We start from the raw sequence: 15854 nt of genomic DNA, 5'->3' as shown, positions 1-15854 counted from the left end.
CTCAGGCCGGATCGGGCGTCAGCAGCTCCAGCAGCAGGCGGCGGTGGGCCGCCCGCAGCCGGGGCATGACGTCGCGCACGTGCTCGTCGCTCTGCAGCATCCTCAGGACGGCCGCCAGCAGAATGGGCGCATGGATGAGCTGCACCATATCGGTCAATGCGCTGTCGCGCAAAGCGCCGCCCTCGACCGCACGCCGCACCATGGCCTGCTGGCTATGAAGCAGCCGGAGATGGTCCGCGCGCCAGTCCTCGATGGCCTGCCGGACCCGCGGCCCCTCTGCGATCAGCAAGTGCAGCGTGCGGATGAAGCGATCATCTTCCAATCGCGCGTAGGCGTTTTCCAGGAAACCATCCACCAGCGCAGCCAGGGACGGCTGGGCGGGCGGGCGAACGTCGAACAGCAGGTTGGGCAGCAGCATGCGCCGCATCAGCGCCTGGAACACGGCACTCTTGCTGTCGAAATGCGCGTACAGGCCGCCCTTGGACAGGCCGGCCCGGGCGGCGATATCGTCCATCCGCGCCGCACCGAACCCCCGTTCCGAGAACTCATGCAAAGCCGCGTCCAGGATCTGGTCGCGGCGCTCGTGAGCGGGCAGGCGCCGGTTCCTGGGCGTACGGCGTGCGGCGCCCGACGGCTGGCCGGCGGCGTGCTGGGTCGGGGACGGCATGTTCGGCATAACGGTTGATTCTGGAAGGAAAGTTCGTCGGAGTCCTTGATCTTGATCAGGGCCGATCATCTAATTATCGACTAAAAAGTCGTTAAGGAGAATCGCCATGTCACCCTCTCCAGACATCCAAGCCACCGACACCCAGGCCGCCCGGCCCTGGGCGACGCCCCCGGGCGCTACGTACTGGAAACCTGACCCCCATGCCCCGCCCCATGCCAAACCGACTGAAACCGATCATCCGCACCCTGGGCGCCGCCAGCCTGCTGTTGGCCCTGACGGCCTGCGTCAACCTGGCTCCCCGGACCGAAACCCCGCCCCCGCCCGTGGCCGACGCCTGGCCGGACGACACAGAAACAGCTACCGTCCGCGCGCTGCACGACCTGAACTGGGCGAACTACTTCCAGGACAGCGACATGCGCCGGCTGATCGGCCTGGCGCTGGAGCACAACCGCGACCTGCGTCTGGCCGTGCTGCGCGTGCGCGAGGCCGAGGCCGCCTACCGCATCCAGCGGTCCGACCTGGCGCCATCGGTCGGCGCCCAGGGAAGCGTCGAACGCAGCCGCGTGCCGGGCGATCTCAACGTCACGGGCCAGTCCCGGGTCCAATCCCAAAACCAGGCCAGCATCGGCCTGACCCACTGGGAAATCGATCTCTGGGGCCGGATCCGCAATCTGCAAGAGGCCGCGCTGGACGACTGGCTGGCCACGGACGCGGCCCGGCAGGCCGTTCAGGTGGCGCTGGTGCGCCAGGTGGCCGATTCGGTGCTGGCGCTGCGGGAACTCGACCAGCGCGCCTTCCTGGCGGACGAGGCCGTGCGCAACCGCAGCCAGTCCCTGGACATTTTCCAGCAACGCAAGGCGGCCGGCTCATCCTCGGAACTTGAACTGACCCAGGTGCGGACCCTGCTGATCCAGGCCGAGTCCCTGAGGGTCCAACTGAAACAGGAACGGGCCGCCGCCGCACACGCCTTGACACTGCTGACGGGCACCTACCCCGGGATCGCGCCGACGCGCAGCATCGATCTGGAGGCCACCCGGCTGACCCGGCTGGAACCCGGCCTGCCCTCCGAAGTCCTGCTGGCGCGCCCGGACATCCAGGCCGCCGAGCATCGGCTGCGATCCGCGCACGCCCGCATCGGTGCGGCGCGCGCCGCCTTTCTGCCGCGCATCGCCCTGACGTCGGGCCTCGGGACGGCCAGCGCCGAACTCGACGGGCTGTTCGGTGCCGGCAGCCGGGCCTGGACCTTTGCGCCGGCCATCGAAATCCCGATCTTCACGGCCGGTCGCCTGCGGGCCAATCTGGATGTGGCCGAGGTCCGGCGCGACATGGCGGTGGCCGCCTACGAGCAGAACATCCAGACCGCCTTCCGCGAAGTGGCCGACGCCCTGTCGGCTCGCCAGGGACTGGCCGAGCAGATGGACATCCAGGCTCGCATGTCGCAGACCCAGGCGCAACGGGCGGATCTGGCCCAGTTGCGCTATGACAGCGGTGCCGCCCCCTATCTGGAAGTCCTCGATGCCCAGCGCGATCTGCTGACGGCCCAGCAGCAACTGGTCCAGAGCCGCCGCGCCTGGCTGTCGAGCCAGGTGGCCCTGTATGCCGCGCTGGGCGGCGGCGCCGGCCAGGGTCCGGGCACTGCCGCGACGGCCGCAGGCCACTCCGCCCCCTCCACCCACACCAACCCCTGAGCGACATGCACCTGACCGACACCCTCAAGAAATCCCTGCCGCTGATTCTGGTCGCCGCCGTGGCTGCCGGCGCCTACGGCGCGTGGCGCTGGTCCCAGGACCGCGGCCCCGGTCCCGGCTTCATGCAGGGCAACGGCCGCATCGAAGCGACGGAAATCGACATCGCCACCAAACTACCCGGCCGGGTCGACCAGATCCTGGTCGACGAGGGCGACTTCGTCAAGGCGGGCCAGACTCTGGCCATCATGAACCCTGATTCCCTGCAGGCGCAGTTCGACGAAGCCCGGGCCCGCCAGCGCCAGGCCGACCACGCCGTCGTCGCGGCCCAGGCGCAGGTCGCCCTGCGGGAAAGTGACGTCGCCACGGCGCAGGCCATCGTCAAGCAGCGCGAAAGCGATCTGTTCGCCGCCCGGCAGCGCCTGAACCGATCCAGTTCGCTGGTCAAGCGCGGCGGTGCCTCGCAGCAGGAGCTGGACGACGACCAGGCCCGGCTGCACAGCGCCGAGGCCGGCCTCGCCGCCGCTCGCGCCCAGGTGGTGTCGGCCCAGGCCGGCGTGTCGGCGGCCCGGGCCGATCAGGTGGGCGCCGAATCCGCAGTCACGGCGGCGGCCGCCACGGTGGCACGCATCCAGGCCGATCTGGAGGACAGCCGCCTCAAGGCGCCGCGCGAAGGCCGCATCCAGTTGCGCGTCGCCCAGCCCGGCGAAGTCCTCGGCGCGGGCGGCCGCGTCCTCAACATGCTGGACCTGGCCGACGTCACCATGACCTTTTTCATGCCCGAGGCCGCCGCCGGGCGCCTGGCAATCGGCAGCGAAATCCGCATCGTCCTGGACGCTGCCCCGCAGTACGTGATCCCCGCTGCGGTCTCTTTCGTCGCCAGCCAGGCGCAGTTCACGCCCAAGACCGTGGAAACCGCCAGCGAGCGCCAGAAGCTGATGTTCCGCGTCAAGGCCCGCATTCCGGCCGACCTGCTGCTGAAGCATCTGGAGCAAGTCAAGACCGGCCTGCCCGGCGTGGCCTGGGTCCGCACCGATCCGGCGCTGCCCTGGCCCGAATCCCTGACCGTCCGCCTGCCCGGGTGAGCACATGACATCGCCTGCTTTCGCGGCCCGGGTCCGGGGACTGGATCACCGGTACGGCCGGACTCGCGCGCTGGACGGGATCGACCTGGATGTGCCGTCCGGCCAGATGGTGGGGCTGATCGGCCCGGACGGCGTGGGCAAATCCACGCTGCTGTCGATCCTGGCGGGCGCCCGGGTCATTCAGCAAGGACAGGTGGAAGTCCTGGATGGGGACATGGCGCAACGAGCCCATCGGGATCGCGCCTGTCCGCGCATCGCCTACATGCCGCAAGGTCTGGGCAAGAACCTGTACCCCACGCTGTCGGTCGAGGAGAATCTGCAGTTCTTCGCCCGGCTGTTCGGCCACGACGCCGCCGAACGACGCCGGCGCATCGACGACCTGACCCGCAGCACCGGTCTCCATCCGTTCCTGTCGCGCCCGGCCGGCAAACTGTCGGGCGGCATGAAGCAGAAGCTCAGCCTGTGCTGCGCCCTGATCCACGATCCGGACTTCCTGATCCTGGACGAACCCACCACCGGCGTCGATCCGCTGGCCCGCGCCCAGTTCTGGGATCTGATCGCCCGCATCCGCGCCGGCCAGCCTCGCATGACGGTCATCGTGGCCACGGCCTACATGGACGAAGCGCAGCGCTTCGACTGGCTGGTCGCCATGGACCAGGGCCACATCCTGGCCACCGGCACGCCCGCCGAACTGCTGGCCGCCACTGGCCAGAAAACCCTGGAATCGGCCTTCATCCACCTGCTGCCGGCCGCCCGGCGCACCGGCTACGCCCCCGTAGAGATCCCGCCGCTGCCCGAGGACGGCGCGCAGGACATCGCCATCGAGGCGAACGATCTGACCATGCGCTTCGGCGATTTCGTCGCCGTCGATCACGTCAGCTTCCGCATCCGGCGCGGCGAGATCTTCGGCTTCCTGGGCTCGAACGGCTGCGGCAAATCGACCACCATGAAGATGCTGACGGGGCTGCTGCCCGCCAGCGAGGGCCGCGCCTGGCTGTTCGACCGCGAGATCGACCCCAACGACCTGGACGTGCGCCGCCGGGTCGGCTACATGTCCCAGTCGTTCTCGCTGTACGGCGAACTGACGGTCCGCCAGAACCTGGTCCTGCACGCCCGCCTGTTCCACGTCGCGCCGGAACGCATCGGCGAGCGCGTCCGGACCATGGCGGAGCGCTTCGACCTGGGCGAAGTACTGGACATGCTGCCCGACAGCCTGCCGCTGGGCATCCGCCAACGGCTGTCGCTGGCCGTGGCGATGGTGCACGAGCCGGAACTGCTGATCCTGGACGAACCCACGTCCGGCGTGGACCCCATTGCCCGCGACGACTTCTGGCGCCTGCTGATCACACTGTCGCGCCGCGACCGGGTGACGATCTTCATTTCCACCCACTTCATGAACGAGGCCGAGCGCTGCGACCGCATGTCCATGATGCACGCGGGACGCGTGCTCGACAGCGACCGGCCCGCCGAACTGGTGCGCAAGCGCGGTGCCGGGACCCTGGAGGAGGCCTTCATCGGCTACCTGCTGGAGGCCAGCGGCGAGTCCGCGACACCGCCCGGGACCGGCGCGCCCGGAACGCCCGGGACCGATGCACCGGCCACGCCGCCCGGCTCCGGCGGCCAGGAACCCGCCGTGCCGGCGCGGCCCATCACCCGCGCGTCCCGCATCCCGGCCTTCAGCCCGGCCCGCCTGCTCAGCACCATGCGACGCGAATCCATGGAACTGCGCCGCGATCCGGTGCGCGGCACGCTGGCCCTGCTCGGATCCCTGGTGCTGATGTTCGTCATCGGCTTCGGCATCAGCATGGATGTGGAGAACCTGCGCTTCGCCGTCCTGGACCGCGACGACAGCACCATCAGCCGCGACTACGTGCTGAACCTGTCCGGCTCGCGCTATTTCGTCGAGCATCCCCCCATCCTCGACGAGGCCGACATGGACCGCCGCATGCGCAACGGCGAACTGTCGCTGGCCATCGAGATCCCGCCCGGCTTCGGTGCCGACCTGCTGCATGGACGCACCGCCGACATCGCTGCCTGGATCGACGGCGCCATGCCGCAGCGGGCCGAGACCATCAAGGGCTACGTCCAGGGCATGCACCAGCACTGGCTGATGCAGCAGGCCCGCGAGCGCCTGAGCATGCCGGTCGGCCAGCCGGTCAGTCTGGAGACCCGGTTCCGCTACAACCCGGACGTACGCAGTCTGCCGGCCATGGTGCCGGTGGTGATCCCCCTGATGCTGATCATGCTGCCCGCCATGCTCACCGCCCTGGCCGTGGTGCGGGAAAAGGAAATCGGCTCGATCATCAATCTGTACGTCACGCCGGTGACCCGTGCCGAATTTCTGCTGGGCAAACAGATCCCCTATATCGGACTGGCCCTGGTGAATTTCGCCGCCATGTGCCTGCTGGCGGTGACGGTGTTCGGGGTGCCGATCAAGGGCAGCCTGTTCACGCTGGCGCTGGCGGCCACGGTCTTCTGCATCACCTCGACCGGTCTGGGCCTGCTGGCGTCGGCCATGACGCGCAGCCAGATCGCTGCCATGTTCTTCACCATGATCGCAACCCTGATTCCGGCGATTCAGTTTTCCGGGCTGCTCGACCCGGTCAGTTCCCTGGAGGGGCTGGGCCGGCTGATCGGCGAGACCTACCCGGCCGCCTACATGTTCACCATCAGCCGCGGCATCTTCAACAAGGCGCTGGGGTTCCGGGAACTCTGGCCGTCCATCTGGCCCCTGGCGCTGTCGATCCCGATCATCCTGGGCGGCGCGATCGCGCTCCTTCGCAAGCAGGACCGCTGACATGAAGCACCGATCCCTCGAAACGATCCTGCGACTGGGCGTCAAGGAACTCTGGAGCCTGTGGCGCGACCCGGTCATGCTCGTGCTGATCGCCTTTTCCTTCACAGTCTCGGTCTACACCGCCGCCACGGCCGTCCCCGAAACCCTGCACCACGTCCCGATCGCCATCGTCGACGAGGATCATTCCCCCTTGTCCCGGCAGATCGCCGACGCCTTCTATCCGCCGCAATTCATGGCACCCGCCATGATCGACCACGCCCAGGTCGATCCGGGCATGGACATCGGCCGCTATTCCTTCGTGCTGAACATTCCGCCCGATTTCCAGCGCGACGTGCTGGCCGGACGCCCTGCGGAAGTCCAGATCAACGTCGACGCCACCCGCATGAGCCAGGCCTTTACCGGCAACGGCAACATCCAGCGGATCATCCAGGACGAGATCACGGATTTCATGCGCGGGCGCGGCCGGGCCGTCAGTCCGCCCGTCGACCTGGTGCTGCGGGCGCGCTTCAACCCCAGCCTGGAAAACGCCTGGTTCGGCGGCCTGATGCAGATCATCAACCAGATCACCATGCTGTCGCTGATCCTCACCGGCGCCGCCCTGATCCGCGAACGCGAACACGGCACCATCGAACACCTGCTGGTGATGCCGGTCACGCCGGCCCAGATCATGCTGTCCAAGGTCTGGTCCATGAGTCTGGTCGTGCTGGTCGCCGCCGCCCTGTCGCTCAACGGCATCGTGCGGGGACTGCTGCACGTGCCGATCGACGGGTCCCTGCCGCTCTTCTTCGCGGGCGCGACCCTGCACCTGTTCGCCATGACCGCCATGGGCATCTGGCTGGCCACCCTGGCGCGCAACATGCCGCAGTTCGGCATGCTGATGATCCTGATCCTGCTGCCCATGCAGATGCTCTCGGGCGGGACGACCCCGCGCGAAAGCATGCCCCAACTGGCCCAGGACCTGATGCTGGCCGCGCCCACCACCCATTTCGTCGAACTGGGGCAGGCCATCCTGTACCGGGGCGCGGGCTTCGACGTAGTCTGGCCCTCGTTCCTGGCCCTGCTGGCCATCGGCTCTCTCATGTTCTATTTGTCGCTGCGACGGTTCCGGACGACCATCGGCAGCATGGCCTGACCCTCTACAGAAGGAATCCTTCATGCTTGATCCCGCCCTTGCCGTCCTGCGCAACCGGACCTTCGCGGAGCTCGCCGCGTGCGATCACGCCCGCATCACCTCATGCACCCTGGTCCTGATGCTGGCGCACCACGACCGGAGCACCCCTCTATGACCTGCGGCCAGACCTCCTCTTCCGGACAATCGCTGATCCTGGTCCTGAACTGCGGCTCATCGAGCATCAAGTTCGCTCTGTTCGACACGTCGGCCAGCCCACTGCCACGCCGCCCGGCCTGGAACGGAAAAGCTCAGGGCATCGGCGGCGCACATCCGGACTTCGGCGAAACCGGCGTCGCGCCGTTTGCGATCGATCTGGACCCGCAAACCCCTTACCGCGACGCCCTGGACCTGATCCTGCGGCGCGTGCAGACCCGCCTGGGCGACGGGCGCCTGGTGGCCGTCGCTCACCGCGTCGTCCACGGCGGCAGCAAATATTCCGCGCCGGTGCGCATCGACACCGGCGTCCTGGAAGACCTGCGCGACTACATCCCCCTGGCGCCGCTGCACCAGCCCTTCGCCCTGGATGCCATCGACATCCTGCTGCGCGAACGGCCCGACCTGCCCCAGATCGCCTGCTTCGACACCGCCTTCCACCATACGATCCCGCAGGTCGAGCAGATCCTGCCGCTGCCCTACGACACGTGGGAACGCGGCCTGCGCCGCTACGGCTTCCACGGCCTGTCCTACGAATATCTGTCCATCGCCCTGCCCGAACGCCACGGCGACCGGGCACGCGGGCGCCTCATCGCCGCCCACCTGGGCAGCGGCGCCAGCCTGTGCGCCATGCATGACCTGCGCAGCCAGGCCACGACCATGGGTTTTTCCGCCCTGGACGGCCTGATGATGGGCACCCGCACCGGCTCGCTGGACCCGGGGGCCGTGATCTACCTGATGGAGATCGAGCGGCTCAGCCTGCAGGAAGTCAGCCACATCCTGTATCACGAGTCCGGCTTGAAGGGCGTGTCGGGCATTTCCGCCGATCCCCGGGACCTGCTGGCCTGCGAGGCGAATGAGCCACGCGCCCGTCTGGCGCTGGACCTGTACGTGCGCCGCGTCGTACGCGAGATCGGCGCGCTGACGGCCGCGCTGGGCGGGCTGGACATGCTGGTGTTCACGGCCGGAATCGGCGAACACAGCGTCGAGCTGCGGCGACGGATCTGCGCAGAGCTGGCCTGGCTGGGCGTGCGCCTGGATGACGACGCCAACGCCGCCCAGGCAAGCTCGCTGTCAGCGCCCGGCAGCATCGTGCAGGTCGCCATGGAACCCACCAACGAGGAATGGGTCGCCGCCCGGCACGCTCTCGGCCTGTTGGGCTGAGGCCGGCCGGACCAGGCCCAGCCCTTTTCTTATCCAACGGAGCACTTCGCCATGTTCTTCCACAACAACACGCTTCTGGTCATTTTCATCCTCGGGGTGATCGCCACTTTCTTCGGCTTCGGGCTGCGCGACCGCAACCCGGGCATCATCCTGCTGAGTCTGGGGTTCCTGGCGATGCTCTTCGTCGTCATCCGCAAGGCGATCGACACATTCGGCTGAACGCCGCTTCTCATGATAAGATAGTAATTAATTACTATCTTTCAGGGAAATGGCATGCCGATACCTGCCCAGAAATACCTGCCGGCGGAAGAACGGCGGGCAGCCACCGTACAGGCCGTCATCGCATTGGCGGCCTGCGGCAACCCGTCCGACATCACGACGGCCGCCATCGCCCAGCACATGCGGCTGACCCAGGGCGCCCTCTTCCGGCATTTCCCGAACAAGGAAGCCATCTGGGATGCCGTGATGGCCTATACCAGCGAAGCGCTGCTGAGCCGCATCGATGCGGCCACCGCCCAAGCCGATGACCCGCTGGCGGCCTTGCAGGCCATGTTTCAGGCTCACGTGGATTTCATCATCGACCACCCGGGGGTGCCGCGCATTCTGTTTGCCGAATTGCAGCATGACCGGGAAACCCCCGCGAAGACCCGCGTGCAGGTTTTGCTGGATCATTACCGCGAACGACTGCTGACCCTGGCCCGCCAGGGCATCGCCCAGGGCGCGCTACGCGACACGCTGGACCTGAACGTCCTGCCCGTGCTGTTCGTGGGCATGATCCAGGGCCTGGTGATCCAGTCCATGCTGGCCGGCGACATTCAGCGCATGAAACACCAGGCCTGCGCGCTGTTCATCGAGTTCCGCCACGGCATCGAGGCCTGCCCATGAAGACCCCGTCCGTCAACCGGAAACAGGTGCTGCTGGCCGCGCTGGCGCTGGCCCTGCTGGGGCTGTTCCTGTACGTCGCCCTGCGCTCCGGACCGCTGGCCCGCATCCCGGTCACCACGGCTTCGGTCCAGGAGGCCTCCATCCGACCAGTACGCTTCGGCATCGGCACGATCGAAGCCCGCCAGATCCACCGGATCGGCCCGACGCTGACCGGGCGGCTGCTGCGGCTGGACGTGGAGGTGGGCGACACCGTGCGGGCTGGCCAGACGCTGGGGGAAATCGACCCCGTGGATCTGGATGACCGCATCCAGGCCCAGACGGCGGCGCTGGACCGCGCGCGCACCCTGACGCAGGAATTCCGCATCCGTCAGGATCGCGCCCAGGTTCAACTGCGCCGTTACGAAACCCTGCTGCGGGCATCGGCCATCAGCGAAGAAACCACCAGCGACAAGCGCCATGAACTGAAACTGGCGCAGTCCGCCCTGCAGGCCGCCACCCTGGACACCGAGCGGCTGCAGGCCGAACTGGCGGCACTGCAGACTCAGCGGCGCAATCTGGCGCTGGTGTCGCCCATCGACGGCCTCGTCCTCACACGCGAGGCCGATCCGGGCACGACCCTGATGGCCGGGCAGGCCATCGTCCAGGTGATCGCGCCCGACACGCTCTGGATCAATGCACGCTTCGACCAGGCCGGCCCCGCCGGGCTGGCCGAGGGCCTGGCAACCCGGATCGTGCTGCGATCCCGTCCGCTGCAGCCGGTCGAAGGCCGGATCGCCCGACTCGAACCGGTCGCCGACGCCATCACCGAGGAACTGCTGGCCAAGGTCGCCTTCGACACGCTGCCCGCGCCGCTGCCCGCCCTGGGCGAACTGGCCGAGACCACGGTGGAACTGCCCGCCACGGCACCGGGGCCGGTGATTTCCAATGCCGCCATCCGCCACCAGAACGGACAGCCCGGGGTCTGGCGCATCCAGGACGGGCGGCCGGTCTTCGCCCCGATCCGCGTCGGCGCCGCCGATGCCCGGGGCATGGTCCAGGTGCTGGACGGACTGCGGGCCGGAGACCCGATCATCGTCCATAGCGCCAGCCCCTTGACGGCCCGCAGCCGGGTCCGCAACACCGGCCCGGCGCCTGCGGAACCCTCGACATGATCAGTCTGGCCGGACGCGACATCCTGCATGCCTGGGGAAAATTCCTGTTCACCGGCATCGGCCTGGGCTTGCTGATCGGCGTCACGCTGATCATGGCGGGCGTCTACCGGGGTCTGGTGGCCGACGCGCGGGCCTTGCTGGACAACAGCGGCGCCGACCTGTGGGTCGTGCAGAAAGACACCCAGGGGCCGTATGCCGAAAACTCCAGTCTGCCCGACGACGCCTACCGCAGCATACAGGGGCTGGAGGGCGTGGATCAGGCGGCCAACGTCACCTACCTGACCATGCAGGCGCATCATCTCGGCCGCGACGTCCGCATCATGGTGGTGGGCGTGGCCCCGGGTGTTCCGGGCGCGACCCCGGGCTGGCCGCCCCACCTGGTGGCCGGCCGCCAGATCGTCCTGGGCCACTACGAAGCCGTGGCGGATGTGACGACCGGCTTCGCCCTGGGAGACCGGATCACCATCCGCCGCCATCAATACACCATCGTCGGCCAGACCCGGCGCACGGTCTCCTCCAGCGGCGACCCGATGGTCTTCATCCCCTTGAAAGACGCGCAGCAGGCGCAGTTCCAGAAAGACAATGACGCCATCCGGCAGAGCCGTCGGCGCACGGCAGCCAATCCCGGCCTGAACCTGCCCGGCAACGATGCGGCGCTGCGCGCGGTGCTCGACAGCCAGACGACCAACCCCTACGTCAACGCCGTGCTGGTGACGCTGGCCCCCGGAGCGGACGCCGACGCGCTGGCCGCCCGGGTTCGTCGCTGGACACGGCTGTCCGCCCACACGCGAGCCCAGATGGAAACCATCCTGGTGGACAAGCTGGTGGCCTCGTCGGCGCGGCAGATCGGCATGTTCCTGGCCATCCTCGCCCTGGTGAGCGCGGCCATCGTGGCCTTCATCATCTATACCCTGACCATGGACAAGATCCGCGAGATCGCCGTACTGAAGCTGATCGGCACACGCAACCGCACCATCGCCGGGCTGATCCTGCAGCAGGCCCTGGCCCTGGGCCTGATCGGTTTCATGGTGGGCACGATCGCAGCCACCTTCTCGGCCCCCATCTTTCCCAAATACGTGCTGCTGATGCCGGCCGATTCCATCGCGGCACTGATCACGATCCTGCTGATCTGCGCCCTGGCCAGCCTGGTGGCCATCCGCATCGCCCTGCGGGTCGATCCCGCCCACGCCATTGGATGAATGTCATGAGCGATTCCGGCATCCTGATCGAAGGGCTGAGCAAACGCTATGGCCAGGGCGATACGGCCGTCCTGGCCCTGCGCGACGTCAATCTGTCGGTCGCGCCCGGAGAGGTCGTGGGGCTGATCGGCCCATCGGGCTCGGGCAAGAGCACGCTGCTGAAATGCCTGGGGGCCGTGATCGACCCGACCGGCGGACGCATGACGCTGGGCGGCGAGCTCATCTACGACGATGGCTGGCGGGTCAAGGATCTGCGGGCGCTGCGCCGCGACCGGATCGGCTTCATTTTCCAGGCGCCCTATCTGATCCCGTTCCTGGACGTCACCGACAACGTGGCCCTGCTGCCGATGCTGGCGGGCGTCAGCACGCGCGAAGCCCGCGCCCGCGCGCTGGACGTGCTGGCCGCACTGGACGTCGACCACCGTGCGCGGGCCATGCCCCCGCAACTGTCCGGCGGCGAACAGCAGCGGGTCGCCATCGCGCGTGGACTCATCAACCGTCCGCCGGTCATCCTGGCCGATGAGCCGACGGCACCGCTGGACAGCGAACGCGCCCTGTCGGTCGTCCGCATCCTGCACCACATGGCGCAGCAATACCGGACCGCCATCATCGTGGTGACGCACGACGAAAAGATCATCCCGACCTTCAAGCGGATCTACCGTATCCGCGACGGAGCCACGCACGAGGAGGCAGGCGAAGGCCGGCCCTTTGAATGATCGCCGCGACGGCGGCCGGCGCTCATGCGGCAGCACTCACGAGGCAAAACGGCCCAGCCCGAACTCGACCAGCCGCCCTTCGCGCCGCAGCAGGAACAAGGCGTCCAGCCCCAGGCGCCGCGCCAGGGCCGGCCCTTCGTCCGGTCCGGCCACCAGCAGCGCCGTAGCCCAGGCATCCGCATCCATGCAGTCGGTCGCCAGCACCGTGACGGATGCCACCGGGTTGCGGACCGGCGCCGCCCGGCGGCCATCCATGGTATGCGCCAGGCGTTCGTCGCCGACCCGGACCCAGCGGCGGTAATCGCCTGAAGTCGCCACCGAGAGGTCGGCCAGCTCGATCACCCCGTGCGCCGCGCGGCAACCTTCCTGCGGGCTTTCCAGGGCCACGGCCCAGGGCCGGCCATCGTCCCGGGTGCCGCAGGCCCGCAGTTCGCCGTCCAGGCTGACCAGGGCGTGATCGATGCCATGCCGGTCCAGGACCTGGGCCATCCGATCCACGGCATAGCCCTTGGCGATCCCGCACAGATCCAGGCACAGGGGGGCCCGCTTGCGCGCCCGCCCCTGCGCCGGGTCGACGTCCAGCCAGAGATGGGCCGGACGATGACCGCCGGCCGCCCGCCGGATGGCGGCCGGATCGGGCGCATCCGCCGTCGCACCGAATCCCCAGGCGTTGACCAGGTCGCCGACGGCCGCATCATAGGCGCCACTGCTCAGGGCGCCGATCTCCAGCGCACGCGCCAGCACCTCCAGCATCGCTTCCGGCAGCGCCACCCACTGCCCCGGCTCGGCCCGGTTCAGGCGCATCAGGTCGCTATCCGGCTTCCAGGGCGACATCTGCGCATCCACCCGCGCCACGACCTGGGCCAGGCCGATCGACAGCGCCCCATGATCGAAGCCTGGCGGCGCCTGATATCGGACCGCCCAACGCGTGCCCATGGTCGGGCCGCTCAAGGTGGACTCGGCCACCGGATCAGAAGACGTCTTCGGCATAGCGCTCCCGTTCCCGCAACCGACGCACGTCCAGGCCGAGCGGACTCAGAATATCGTTCAACACCTCGACGACGCCATTCGCCATGGGCCGGCTGCCGCAGATCCGCAGCACGGCGCCCTCGGCGACCAAGGCCCGCAGGCGGTCCGCATCGCGGCGCAAAGCATCCTGCACGTAGCCGCCCCCCTCCTTGACCCTGGAGAAGGCCATGCTCAACGCGGACAGCCGCCCCTCGTCCAGCCAGCGGCGGATGGACGCGCCGAAATAGAAGTCTTCATCCGGATGACGCGCCCCGAAATACAGGAACATGGGCGTCTTGCGGGCGTTGCCGCGGATGAAGCCCGCCAGCGGGGCGATGCCGGTGCCTGCCCCGATCAGCACGACGGGACGGCGCGAGGCGTCCAGGGTGAAGCCCGGGTTGGGCTTGATGAAGGCCTGGACGCTGTCGCCGGGCCTCAGATCGTGCAGAAAGCCGGAACAGATCCCATCGGGCATCCGCCTCACGCAGATTTCCAGGAACCCATCGCGAAACCCCGAAGCAAGGGAATAGAAGCGGGGCACCGGACTGCCGGGCGGCACGACGCCCATCAGGTCGCCCGCTTTGAAATGCGGCATGCCACGGCCCGGCAGCCGCGCCAGCAGGCCGCTGTCCCGCCATCGCAGGCGCAGGATCGCGGTCGGGCCGACATCGCCGCCCGCATAGTCCTGCCGTTCCACCAGTTCCAGGGAAAAAGTCGGCGGAATGCGGGGCACATAGTCCAGCGTCAGCGTTTCACCCAAGGCCCGGGACAAGGCCGCGCCCCAGCGGTCGAACTGCTGCGGCGACTGCTGATGGATGCATTCCAGCGGCAGGATGTGCGGCCAGCCGGCCGCCCTCAGGGTCCGGTCCAGCGCCTCAGCGTAGCCGCAAAAGTCCGGAAACTGCCGGTCACCAAAGCCCAGCACCGACACCGGCACGGGCCCAGCCGCCAGGCCGGCGATCCGGTCAAGCGCCCGGACGGCATGCGCCGGCGCCTGGCCATCCCCATAGGTCGCGGCCAGGATGAACACTTGACGCGCCGATTCGGGCGTCTGAAACTGTTCCAGCGGCGCGGTATGGACCGCGTGGCCGTTGCGCGTCAGGGCGTCGTGCAGCGCCTGGGCGAAACCCCAGGTCGTGCCGCCCTCGCTGGCCACGAAGATCAGCGTGTCGGCCCGCTGCGCCGGGCGGTTGTCCGCCAGGCGCGGCACTCGAGCCCCGCCCTGCCGCCAGATCAGGAACCCGGAGGCCCAGAAGACCGGGATGCACAGGCCGGCCAGGCCCAGGATCAGCGCCCAAGCCCACAAGCCCTGTCCGGTATGCAGCGCGTAGACCCAGTCATACAGGGTGCGAGCGGCGGATGCCGGCCGCCAGGCCAGCACGTGGCCGCTGCGTCGGTCGATCCAGCCGTCACCGGCATCGGTGGAAACGGCCCAGGCGTCCTCCGGATCGTCCGCCGCCGGGAAATTCAGCTTGCGCAGGCCTTCGGCCGACAGGGCCTGCAACAGCGGCAAGGCCCCCACCGCCTGGTCCGGCTGCTCACCGGGGACGGATACGACGTCCGGTTCCTGAGCCGAATCGTCCGGTATGAGACCGAAGGTCGTTGCGCTCATGTAGAGCGCGGTCAGCGACGACAAGGCCAGGACCAGCGCAAGGATGCGGCCGCTGATCCCATGGATGCGCTGGGCTGGTGTTCCCCGAACGCGGCCGGACACGACATGGCGCCAGCCGCCCAGGCGCCGGGCCAGCATCAGGGTTCCGGACAGCGCCAGCAGCAACATGGCCAGCGCGACCCCGGCCGCGCCCAGGCGGCCCGGATCGTCCAGCATGAAAGAACGGTGCAGGTTGCGCACCCAGCGCTCGACGGCGGATGCCTGATAGTCGCCCAGCACCTGGCCGCTGGCCGGATCGATCCGGCTGGCGCGGGCCTGATCACCATCGAAGGAAAAGACGACGAACTCTCCCGAGGGCAGGCGGCGGATTTCCTCGACCCCGGAGATCCGGTCCGCCGCCCGCTGCGCGACGACCGCCACCGTCAGGCCGGGCTCGGCCTGGACGGCCCGCCAGGTGTCACGCACCGGGAAGAAAGCCAGGATCAGCCCGGTGAGCCCGACCAGCAGAGCCAGGGTACCGGCCCACAGGCCCAGCCAGCGATGAATCCGTCGCCATTGCAT

Annotated in this window: 14 protein-coding genes; 11 read left to right on the top strand and 3 right to left on the bottom strand. The window is 68.6% G+C overall.

All coding sequences use genetic code 11. The features are described 5' to 3' along the window. Position 1: 1 nt before the first annotated feature. Positions 2–667, bottom strand: coding sequence for a TetR/AcrR family transcriptional regulator (locus WA983_RS14165; protein WP_424248755.1), 666 nt, complete (start codon positions 665–667; stop codon positions 2–4). A 212-nt stretch (positions 668–879) separates the two neighbouring features. Here WA983_RS14165 and WA983_RS14160 point away from each other — a divergent pair, with 212 nt between their 5' ends. Genes WA983_RS14160 through WA983_RS14110 form a run of 11 tightly spaced genes read left to right on the top strand, consistent with a single transcriptional unit; the run spans position 880 to position 12673 of the window. Next, positions 880–2355 (top strand): efflux transporter outer membrane subunit, encoded by a 1476-nt coding sequence (locus WA983_RS14160; RefSeq protein WP_424312218.1) that lies wholly within the window; start codon positions 880–882, stop codon positions 2353–2355. A 5-nt stretch (positions 2356–2360) separates the two neighbouring features. Continuing rightward, the gene (locus WA983_RS14155) at positions 2361–3437 is read left to right on the top strand and encodes an HlyD family secretion protein (protein WP_424312217.1); all 1077 of its coding nucleotides are present in this window, start codon (positions 2361–2363) and stop codon (positions 3435–3437) included. A 4-nt stretch (positions 3438–3441) separates the two neighbouring features. Then, positions 3442–6234 (top strand): ribosome-associated ATPase/putative transporter RbbA, encoded by a 2793-nt coding sequence (rbbA, locus tag WA983_RS14150; RefSeq protein WP_424312216.1) that lies wholly within the window; start codon positions 3442–3444, stop codon positions 6232–6234. 1 nt (position 6235) lies between these two features. After that, positions 6236–7366: an ABC transporter permease gene (locus WA983_RS14145; protein ID WP_424312215.1), complete on the top strand. Its 1131-nt coding sequence runs from the start codon at positions 6236–6238 to the stop codon at positions 7364–7366. A gap of 22 nt (positions 7367–7388) precedes the next feature. Further along, a complete protein-coding gene (locus WA983_RS14140; protein ID WP_424246872.1) occupies positions 7389–7520 on the top strand; it encodes a hypothetical protein in 132 nt (43 codons plus the stop codon). Then, positions 7517–8722, top strand: a complete 1206-nt coding sequence (locus tag WA983_RS14135; RefSeq protein WP_424246874.1) for an acetate/propionate family kinase — start codon at positions 7517–7519, stop codon at positions 8720–8722. Before WA983_RS14140 ends, WA983_RS14135 begins: the two co-directional genes overlap by 4 nt. Before the next feature lie 51 nt (positions 8723–8773). Beyond that, entirely contained in the window at positions 8774–8941 is a 168-nt protein-coding gene (locus tag WA983_RS14130) for a hypothetical protein (protein WP_424246876.1), read from the top strand. 54 nt (positions 8942–8995) lie between these two features. Beyond that, complete coding sequence (locus tag WA983_RS14125; protein WP_424248900.1) at positions 8996–9607, top strand: TetR/AcrR family transcriptional regulator; 612 nt, start codon at positions 8996–8998, stop codon at positions 9605–9607. Continuing rightward, complete coding sequence (locus WA983_RS14120) at positions 9604–10758, top strand: efflux RND transporter periplasmic adaptor subunit (protein WP_424248898.1); 1155 nt, start codon at positions 9604–9606, stop codon at positions 10756–10758. The genes WA983_RS14125 and WA983_RS14120 overlap by 4 nt, the downstream gene beginning before the upstream one ends. Continuing rightward, positions 10755–11957, top strand: a complete 1203-nt coding sequence (locus WA983_RS14115) for an ABC transporter permease (RefSeq protein WP_424248896.1) — start codon at positions 10755–10757, stop codon at positions 11955–11957. The genes WA983_RS14120 and WA983_RS14115 overlap by 4 nt, the downstream gene beginning before the upstream one ends. Positions 11958–11962: 5 nt before the next feature. Next, complete coding sequence (locus WA983_RS14110) at positions 11963–12673, top strand: ABC transporter ATP-binding protein (protein ID WP_424248894.1); 711 nt, start codon at positions 11963–11965, stop codon at positions 12671–12673. A 36-nt stretch (positions 12674–12709) separates the two neighbouring features. Here the strand turns inward: WA983_RS14110 and WA983_RS14105 are convergent, their stop codons facing one another. Beyond that, complete coding sequence (locus WA983_RS14105) at positions 12710–13663, bottom strand: FAD:protein FMN transferase (RefSeq protein ID WP_424312214.1); 954 nt, start codon at positions 13661–13663, stop codon at positions 12710–12712. Continuing rightward, on the bottom strand, positions 13644–15854 hold the full coding sequence (locus tag WA983_RS14100) for a PepSY domain-containing protein (protein WP_424248890.1): 2211 nt from the start codon (positions 15852–15854) through the stop codon (positions 13644–13646). The genes WA983_RS14105 and WA983_RS14100 overlap by 20 nt, the downstream gene beginning before the upstream one ends.

This window comes from Castellaniella sp. (assembly GCF_049650445.1).
Classification (GTDB): Bacteria; Pseudomonadota; Gammaproteobacteria; order Burkholderiales; family Burkholderiaceae_B; genus Castellaniella.
Note: the sequence above shows the minus strand (reverse complement) of the source record. Positions and strands in the feature narration are given on the sequence as shown.

Bases quoted from the DNA above. Each gene is read 5' to 3' on its own strand.
- WA983_RS14105 (WP_424312214.1), bottom strand. From the start codon at position 13,663: ATGCCGAAGACGTCTTCTGATCCGGTGGCCGAGTCCACCTTGAGCGGC.
- WA983_RS14130 (WP_424246876.1), top strand. From the start codon at position 8,774: ATGTTCTTCCACAACAACACGCTTCTGGTCATTTTCATCCTCGGGGTG.
- WA983_RS14110 (WP_424248894.1), top strand. From the start codon at position 11,963: ATGAGCGATTCCGGCATCCTGATCGAAGGGCTGAGCAAACGCTATGGC.
- WA983_RS14115 (WP_424248896.1), top strand. From the start codon at position 10,755: ATGATCAGTCTGGCCGGACGCGACATCCTGCATGCCTGGGGAAAATTC.
- WA983_RS14160 (WP_424312218.1), top strand. From the start codon at position 880: ATGCCAAACCGACTGAAACCGATCATCCGCACCCTGGGCGCCGCCAGC.
- WA983_RS14120 (WP_424248898.1), top strand. From the start codon at position 9,604: ATGAAGACCCCGTCCGTCAACCGGAAACAGGTGCTGCTGGCCGCGCTG.
- WA983_RS14155 (WP_424312217.1), top strand. From the start codon at position 2,361: ATGCACCTGACCGACACCCTCAAGAAATCCCTGCCGCTGATTCTGGTC.
- WA983_RS14100 (WP_424248890.1), bottom strand. From the start codon at position 15,854: ATGCAATGGCGACGGATTCATCGCTGGCTGGGCCTGTGGGCCGGTACC.
- WA983_RS14135 (WP_424246874.1), top strand. From the start codon at position 7,517: ATGACCTGCGGCCAGACCTCCTCTTCCGGACAATCGCTGATCCTGGTC.
- rbbA (WP_424312216.1), top strand. From the start codon at position 3,442: ATGACATCGCCTGCTTTCGCGGCCCGGGTCCGGGGACTGGATCACCGG.
- WA983_RS14125 (WP_424248900.1), top strand. From the start codon at position 8,996: ATGCCGATACCTGCCCAGAAATACCTGCCGGCGGAAGAACGGCGGGCA.
- WA983_RS14140 (WP_424246872.1), top strand. From the start codon at position 7,389: ATGCTTGATCCCGCCCTTGCCGTCCTGCGCAACCGGACCTTCGCGGAG.
- WA983_RS14165 (WP_424248755.1), bottom strand. From the start codon at position 667: ATGCCGTCCCCGACCCAGCACGCCGCCGGCCAGCCGTCGGGCGCCGCA.
- WA983_RS14145 (WP_424312215.1), top strand. From the start codon at position 6,236: ATGAAGCACCGATCCCTCGAAACGATCCTGCGACTGGGCGTCAAGGAA.